This is a genomic window from uncultured Dialister sp., assembly GCF_900538805.1.
Lineage (GTDB): Bacteria > Bacillota > Negativicutes > Veillonellales > Dialisteraceae > Dialister.
Genome location: NZ_UPZP01000100.1, coordinates 1 through 8,018, shown reverse-complemented (window position 1 = coordinate 8,018; position 8,018 = coordinate 1). Strand labels below are relative to the sequence as shown.

Sequence of the window (8,018 nt, the reverse complement as noted above, 5' to 3'; positions counted from 1 at the left end):
ATGCAATGCAAGGAATGAGGCGACGCGAATAGCGAGCTATTTAAGGAGCCTCATGACGAAGCAGTGCATAAAAATTCCTATAAAAGCAAACTCTATGATTTAATCAGTGCTTCCCTGAGACCATCCCCGGGCAAGGCGCATGGGTTTATCGGGGCTGTAAGCGCCGCCGATAACAAGAGTGGCTGTACCGTCCAGATCATAGACCTCCCCATCCCTGGCGAAAAGGATGGAAGGGAAAGCGGACTCCATGTACACCCTTCCTCCGTGCCAGTCTTTCAGGCGGTAGGCCTTCCGGTCCGTCCTTCCACCCCACCGGTCCACCTGCACCACCCGGGTGGGCCGCATTTCATGATTGCCGTGAATGCAGAAAAGAGTGATGGGAAGCTGTGCCAGCATCTGCTTCTTGCGCAGGTCCCGGAGGCCATTGGAAATATTAATCCCTGCATCCCCCAGGATAATCATGATATCTTCCCTGGTGGTTTTCATTTCCATGCAGAACTGCCGGATTTTTGCGAATTCTCCATGACAGTCGCCGGTGATGTAAATCATAGGGACCTCCTTTCTATTGATTGCCGCCGGAAAAAAAATGACCACTTCCTGTGAATAACAGGGGGTGGTCTTTTTACTTTCTTAAACCCTGCCTGCTATGTACAACTGCGTTATTCCGGCAGAAATTTCATTTCGCCGGCGGCAGTCCCAGGTAGTGCAGAATATCTTCTGTTTCCTGTACTTTATCATCCACCTTGATTTCATGATGAATAATAAAGTCTGTCATCATCCTTCTCAGTTTGATTCTGACTTTAAACAGGGGCAGCTTTTTCCCTTCCACTTTTTCCATATATTCCTTAACTCTGTCCAAATCCGCATCTTTGAGGAGTGTATCCAGACGTCCAAATTCATTGATTGTTTCCTCCGTGAGGCCCAGGTTCATCATTTCTTCCAGCTTATCCCTGCGGATACCTGCCAGATGGGCGGCCGCATAGATGGAGTTCTGCCGGAGCTTTTTTCTGTAGTCCGTAATGTAATCGCGGAATGTTTTATCCGGTGAAAGTGTCACCGCACCCCGGGAAACATCGTTCAGAAAAAGGCTGGCTGCTTTCTGTTCTTCCTGAGACAAGTAGGCAAAAGATTTATGAAGCTGGTTCAGTGTATCAGCCAGCTGCTCTGGAGTTACCTCCGGCTGGCCCAGCTGTTTCATATATTTTTCAAAGCGGGAATTCATATAGTCCGCATCAATCATACCCGTATCCTGTTCAATCAGTGTGGTGTCGATATCATAGGGAAGATCTGTGCCACCGGTAGAGGTTCCTCCAAGGGCCAGTTCCTTATATCTTGCCAGCAATGCCAAGTAGGTAAGCTGATCAAATGACAGACTGACATAGGTCTTTTCACCGGAAATAGTCCTGTCAGAGAGGGGATATTGTCTGTTTTCCCAGCGGAATCCCTGAATTTTGGCGGCTTCCAGATAAGATTTCAACTGATTAAAGAGAGAAGCAAATTTTCCTCTTTCCCTGATATCTTCCGGAAGTTTTTGGAAATCGTGAATACCGGCTGCTGCGAATATATCACTGATAGCAGAAAATATTTCATTCATCCTCTTCACATTCTGCCCAAGACGATCTACAAAAAGGCCGAATACTTTATCACCGGAATAGAGTTTAACCGCCCGTTCCACATTCCGTTTCATGGTATAAGGCCGCCGGTAATAATGAATAGTTCCAAAAGGTTTATCCGGTCCGAAAAGGCGGTTTGTCCGAGAAAAGGCCTGTATCACATTTTCATATTCCAAAAGCTTATCCAGGTACAGCGTATTCAGCCACTTGGAGTCATAACCTGTCAAAAGTTGATTTACCACAATCACCAGGTTCAACTGTTTGGACGGGTCATCATCAATGTGTTGATAGGGCTCCTTATGAGCCAAACGCTGCATGACGTCCTTCTTAAAGCGGCCATAGCTTTTCATGGTGAAATTCTGCCCAAAGAGAGCATTATAGTCCTCCATGATTTCTACAATGGCATCTTCCTTTTCATTAAATCCTTCTCCATCCAGGTCCAGAGTAGGATCAAAGATAGCAGTCACATGAAGATCTGGCATTTCATGTTTGAACCAGCCATAATAGGCAATAGCTTCGGGAATGCTGGAAGCTGCAAAGATAGCATGAAATTTTCCATTGTCACTGAGTCGAAGCCAGTTATCCTTCACATCGGAAATCACCTGCCGCCTGTGCTGTTCACAGTCATACTGCTTCTCTGACAAATAATCTTCAATACCTTTATGATATTTCCCCTGTTCGTCCCAGTCTCCTGCCATGGGAAGCTGCATGCAGGCAAGATACACCTTTTTCTTTTCCTTGTCTTTCATGGCCTCTGCTTCGGTCTTTGCCTTTGCCTTGTCCAGCGCCACAGACCGCCGAAGATCCAAATCCCGGTATGTCTTCACCATGTAGGGATCAAAGCCCAGTACATTCTTATCCCGGATACCGTCAGCCAGGCTGTAGCGGTGCAGTTCATCGCCAAAGACGGTGGCGGTGGTATTCATTTTCTTCTGGTTTTCCAACTGAATCGGCGTGCCGGTGAAGCCGAAGAAAAGGGCTCTTGGGAATGAGTGCTTAATATCCAGCAGCATATCACCAAAAGTAGAGCGGTGCGCCTCATCCACGATGAATACGATTCTCTTCTCTTCCAGCCCAGCAAGAAGACTTTTCGTCACATTCGTCTCCCCTGCTTTGACACGGCTCATTTTCTGGATGGATGTGATAATCAGTTGATTTTTGGCATCATCACTCAAGAGCTTTTCCAGCAGATCCGCTGTATCATCGGTCTGCTGCACATCTAAACCTTCACCGGCAAAACCGCTGTACTCACGGTAAGACTGGGAAGCCAGTTCGATACGGTCCACCAGGAAAATTACCTTGTCCGCATCATCGGACTGGGAAATCAGCTCTGCCGACTTGAAGCTGGTCATGGTTTTTCCGGATCCGGTGGTATGCCAGATGTAACCGCCCCGCTGGGTCCCGGTCATCCAATCATTCTGCGCCACCTTATCAGAAATGGCACTGGAAGCAAAATACTGGTAACTGCGCATGACCTTCAGAACACCATCGGAATGGTCCGCCACCGTATAGGAACCTACCATCTGGTGAGCCATGGGAATATTCAGGAAATGCCGGGCAATATACTTCCAGTCCCCCTGGATTTCATTGTTGAAATCTTCCCAGTGGAAGAAATAATCCTTGTTCAGCTTTTCCCCGTCACCGGGATTGGCAAAATACACCATTTCCGACGGCGTCATGGCCACGAAAAACTGGATGAGAGAGAAAATCCCTGTAAATACATGCTCATGGTTGTACAAATCAATCTGGTTATAGGCCTGGCTCAGCGGAATCCCCGTCTTTTTCAGCTCCACATGAATCACGGGAATGCCATTGATCAGAAGCATGAAATCGCCCCGCCGGTCATGAAACATGGCATTCTTTGATTTAAACATAGGCTGCTCTGCGATCTGGTACACGCTGGGGCCGCCGGAAACAGCTCTTTTGTCAAAAAGATAGAGACTCACCGGACTCCCATAATGAAGAACATCCTCTTTATTATCCCTGATAATGGTCACACTGCCGCCATTGATAAAACCGTTCAGCTGCAATGGCGATGACAGGAGACGCACCTGCTCCAGCACCTGGGCCATTTCCCCATCAGAAAGGGGCACATCGTTCAGCTCATCAATGCCCCGGTTGTTCCGGAAAAGGATGTCCGCCCAGTTCCGGATCAAGTCTTCCTCCGTAGGATAATGGAGCACCTGGTCTGCCCATCCGTTCTTCGTTAAAAGATGGATCAGCGCCGCTTCAAAGAGACGTTCCTCATCAAAAGTATCCGACATAACCGACTCCTCCATGAAATATGAATGGTTAGATAAACATTTCAGACAGCATGGCCTGCTTCATTGACTGCAGTTTTTCCAATTTGCGCTGGTAAAGCATAATTACTTTTTCAATAGCAGAAATCATCTGCGCAATTGTTAATTGCTCCTCTATGGAAGGAGGAAATATAACCTCCCCCTGTAGTGCCTTTTCGGACGATATTTTCATATCATTTTTAGCACCCTTATTTACAAGAGGATGAAGATACTTGTTCAGCCTGTAATCATCATCAAAATAGCATTCAATAAATTTTGAAACTACACCATTTTTAGGTCGATACACTGCATAAAGAGTAGACACAATACCAGCCATTCCAGAATTCGTTTTAATGATACCATAAGGATTTGCTTTTAATGGTGACTTTGTATATATAATATCGTCAGTGTGTACTACGCCATAATTTAAGACAGAAGCACCTGCGAAGCTACGTCCCTGAAATTGTATTTGATTTACTACTCCAAAATCTCCTGAAACAGACAAAACATCGTCCTTTGTATAGTTTCCAAATGTATTTTTCTCTTTAGATGGCTCAAGATACGAATTCAGCTCATGTATCTCCCAGTCCCCTGTAAATCCACGGAACCGGACTTCCGGCACTTTTTCGCCAGGCCGGGGAAACATTTTCTCCAGCATGGACTTTTTGAAAACCTGCAGTTTATCAAGCTTATTTTTCAGAAGCAAAATATCCACATCTATTTTCTGAAAAAATACTCCGATTTGTTTTTGTTCGCTAATTGACGGATAAAACAATTTAATTTGTGCTAAATCATCATTGTGGAGATGACCTACGGTTTTACCTTGAGCTCTTTTAGCCATATCCTCATGTGCTTTACCATTGGATATAGTAATTGCCAGAAATACAGGATCCAGCAATTTATTCGGATATAGAATATTTAAATCCCCACCAATAATGACGCCTTTCCTGCCAATAACTGAAGCACGAGAAATATCTTCTGCTGTTTCTCCAGAAGCAGGAACTATGACTTCTACTCCTTGACTATAAACTGCCCCCTGCTTTGGTTCAACAAAAGTATCAATGTGACTGATTAAAATTTCATAATTTGTATAAAGACGACCATAAAGAACAATTGGGGTCCCATGGTCCTGTAAGTCCGATTTCGAGTATCCACTTCCTTTAGAAAAAACTGTCATCTTTCCAAGCTTATTTTCTTCCCACCCGTCAGTAAATCCTTGAAACCGCAGGGCCGGTACTTTTCTTTCTTCCATCATACCTTTCCTCCCAGCAGTTCAGCCAGCTGGCGGAGGCCTTCCATGTCTTTTTCCGGGCCCGTGAGTTCGCCCATCATGGACGCCAGAGAGGTCTCCTCTTTGCGGATTTCTTCATCTATGTCCCTGTAGGTATCCTTATATTTATCTGCCATCTGCTGCACTTCTTTTTCCAGGTTCACCACCACTTTGTCTGAAAGGCCTTCCAGGGCATGCATAAGGGGCTGGATCCATTTAGCTTTAAGGAGGATGTCCTCTTCTTCCGTGGAAAGCTTCTCGATTCGGTTCTTTGTCCTGTCGGTAAGGCTGTCTTCTGCTGATTTGATTTCTTTCTTCAGTGCTTTTTCTTCTTCTGCCATTTTCAGCACGCGGATCACCATGTCTTCCGTGGTTCCTTCTTTCATAGGCGCTTCCATGCGCAGGATTTTCAATCGTTTCTGTACCGCCGGCTTCCCATAAGTACCATCCTTATAGGATTTCATGTCCTTCCAGGAAACATCGGGATGCACGGCAATAAAGGCCAGCTTTTCTTTCTGGCTTCGGATGGGAAGGTATTCTTCCATTGCCCGGATTTCATCGGTTTCCACATGTTCATAGATTTCCTTGGCCTTTTTCTGGATGGTCTGCATGTCAAAGGCATCGTTGCTGTCGTTTAGGAGGCTTTCTTTATCCTCTTCCGGCATTTCTTCTATGAATGATGCATACAAGTCCTGGATTTCCCGGATGCGGTTTTCTTTCTCTTCTATATTTTTCAAGTCTTCTGCCAGGAAGGTGTGCTGCAGGAGTGCAAAAGGAATAATGCGGCTTGTCCAGCCTTCCTGCACAGCGGTGTCCTTTCCTTTCTTTTTCTTCGTCACCATGTGAGGCAATACCTGACGAATCACATCTTTCCCTTCGGTCTGGATGGTTTCCAAATCCGCCGCAATCCCTTTCCATGCATCATCAAGAATCTGGTAGGCTTCATAGGGGTCGATAAGGGGCATGTCTTTGAGACGCGAAAAGATTTCTCCCGCCAGTTTTTCTTCTTCTCCTGCCACAGGGATGTTTTCCATGGAAGAAATCAGGTCTTCTTCCATTATACGGTCCATGCCGTCAAAGGCATGGGAAAAGCGGGTCTCAAATTCTTTGACATCTTCATTTTCTTTCACTGCACTGCGTACATCCATAACAGCAGGAATGAAATAGCCGTCTTCTCTTTTCTTGAAAAGGGTCTCTTTCAGGGTAGGAAAAATCTGCCAGTATGGAGCCAGCTTTCCCATTTCTTCTTCCGAAAGGCCGCTGTTCATAATGGAATAAATATCCCAGTGCTCCGCCTCTTCCGAGGAGTCCACATAGCGGGGAATGTTCAGGTTATAGTCGTTTTTACGGATTTCATCGATAGATACTTTACGGGAATACTTGGGGATATCCAGTCTTCCCTTGTATGTATCCACGATTTTCTTGATATCCCGGGCCCGAAGTTTATTGTCTTTTCCTACTTTTTCAAAGCCCTTGGATGCGTCAATAAAGAGGATATCCCTTGCCTCCCTCTTCTGACGAAGGACCATGATAATGGTGGGAATGCTGGTGCCGTAGAAAATATTCGGTGGCAGACCTATGATAGTATCAATATGGTTTTTCTCCACCAGATTCCGCCTGATTTCCCCTTCTTCATTACCCCGGAAGAGAACGCCGTGAGGAAGGACAATGGTCATAATGCCATCGGGTTTCAGGTGGTACAGGTCATGGAGCAGGAAGGCATAGTCCGCCTTCGTTTTCGGTGCCAGCCCAAATCCTGCAAACCGGGGATCATTCTCCTTGTTTTTCGGATCCCAGGGCTGCGAATAGGGCGGGTTCGACACGACCCCATCCAAGTACAAAGGTTTGGTTTCATGATATTTATCCAGCCAGGGCCAGTCCTTTTCCAGTGTATCTGCATTCCGGACTTCGATATTATCAGGAAGTATATTTCTCATGACCAGATTCATACGGGTCAGGTTGAACGTATTTTCCTTCAATTCCTGGGCATAATACTTGATGGAGTTTCCATCTTTCATGTACTTGGCAGCGGCATGGCCGATGGTTATCAAAAGGGAACCGGATCCACTGGTGGGATCATAGATTTCAATATGATCTTTTCCTTTCGTGTGGTCTGCCACAATATCTGCCATAAGCATGGACACTTCATGGGGTGTGTAGAATTCCCCTGCTTTTTTGCCTGCATTGGCAGCGAACATGGAAATCAGGTATTCATAGATATACCCCAGCACGTCATAGTCCTGGTACGTATTTCCCATGGGAATCTTTTTGATGAGGTCCATCAGATTTCTCACAGCCTTCGTCTGGGCAGCTGCATCAGCCCCCAGACTGCTTAATCCGGTCTGTAGGGTCTTGAAAATCCCTTTGAAAAGCATCCTATGCTTATCACTGATTAAACGGTCAAAGGCATTGAGCCCGTCCTGCACGTTTTTCACATTAAAGCTCTTTTTATACATAGCAAGCCAGGTGGAAAAGAGATTTTCATAGGAAATAAAATAGCCCAGCTCATCCTGCAGGCCTTTCACCGTTTCCGGATCATCTTCCGTAATATATTCAAGATTCCCCTCTTCGACTCCCATGGACTTTAAAAGCCGAAGCTCCTTTTCCGATAGATACCGATAAAAAATAAAGCCCAGAATATAGTCTTTGTACTGACTTGCATCGATATTGGCACGAAGGGTATTGGCAGACTCCCATAAAGTAGCGGCCAGTTCCTGTTTATTCATGAATAACACCTCTATGGTTTAAGTGATTTTACTGTATTGTATCTATTATACATTACCGGAAGTCCGGCTATCTATACTGATTTCTCCGTCAATTTCAAAGATTCAAAAATAAAAGGAAGGTCATGACTCC

Annotated in this window: 4 protein-coding genes; all 4 read right to left on the bottom strand. The window is 45.5% G+C overall.

Annotation, left to right across the window (positions count from 1 at the left end; all coding sequences use genetic code 11):
- Positions 1–99: 99 nt before the first annotated feature.
- The 4 genes from QZQ29_RS08050 to QZQ29_RS08035 all read right to left on the bottom strand — a co-directional run bounded on the left by QZQ29_RS08050 (position 100) and on the right by QZQ29_RS08035 (position 7,888).
- Positions 100–549, bottom strand: coding sequence for a metallophosphoesterase (locus tag QZQ29_RS08050; protein WP_296962148.1), 450 nt, complete (start codon positions 547–549; stop codon positions 100–102).
- A gap of 127 nt (positions 550–676) precedes the next feature.
- The gene (locus tag QZQ29_RS08045) at positions 677–3,877 is read right to left on the bottom strand and encodes an HsdR family type I site-specific deoxyribonuclease (RefSeq protein WP_296962146.1); all 3,201 of its coding nucleotides are present in this window, start codon (positions 3,875–3,877) and stop codon (positions 677–679) included.
- A gap of 28 nt (positions 3,878–3,905) precedes the next feature.
- Positions 3,906–5,147 (bottom strand): restriction endonuclease subunit S, encoded by a 1,242-nt coding sequence (locus QZQ29_RS08040; RefSeq protein WP_296962144.1) that lies wholly within the window; start codon positions 5,145–5,147, stop codon positions 3,906–3,908.
- Positions 5,144–7,888, bottom strand: a complete 2,745-nt coding sequence (locus QZQ29_RS08035; RefSeq protein ID WP_296962142.1) for a type I restriction-modification system subunit M — start codon at positions 7,886–7,888, stop codon at positions 5,144–5,146. Before QZQ29_RS08035 ends, QZQ29_RS08040 begins: the two co-directional genes overlap by 4 nt.
- Positions 7,889–8,018 lie beyond the last annotated feature (130 nt).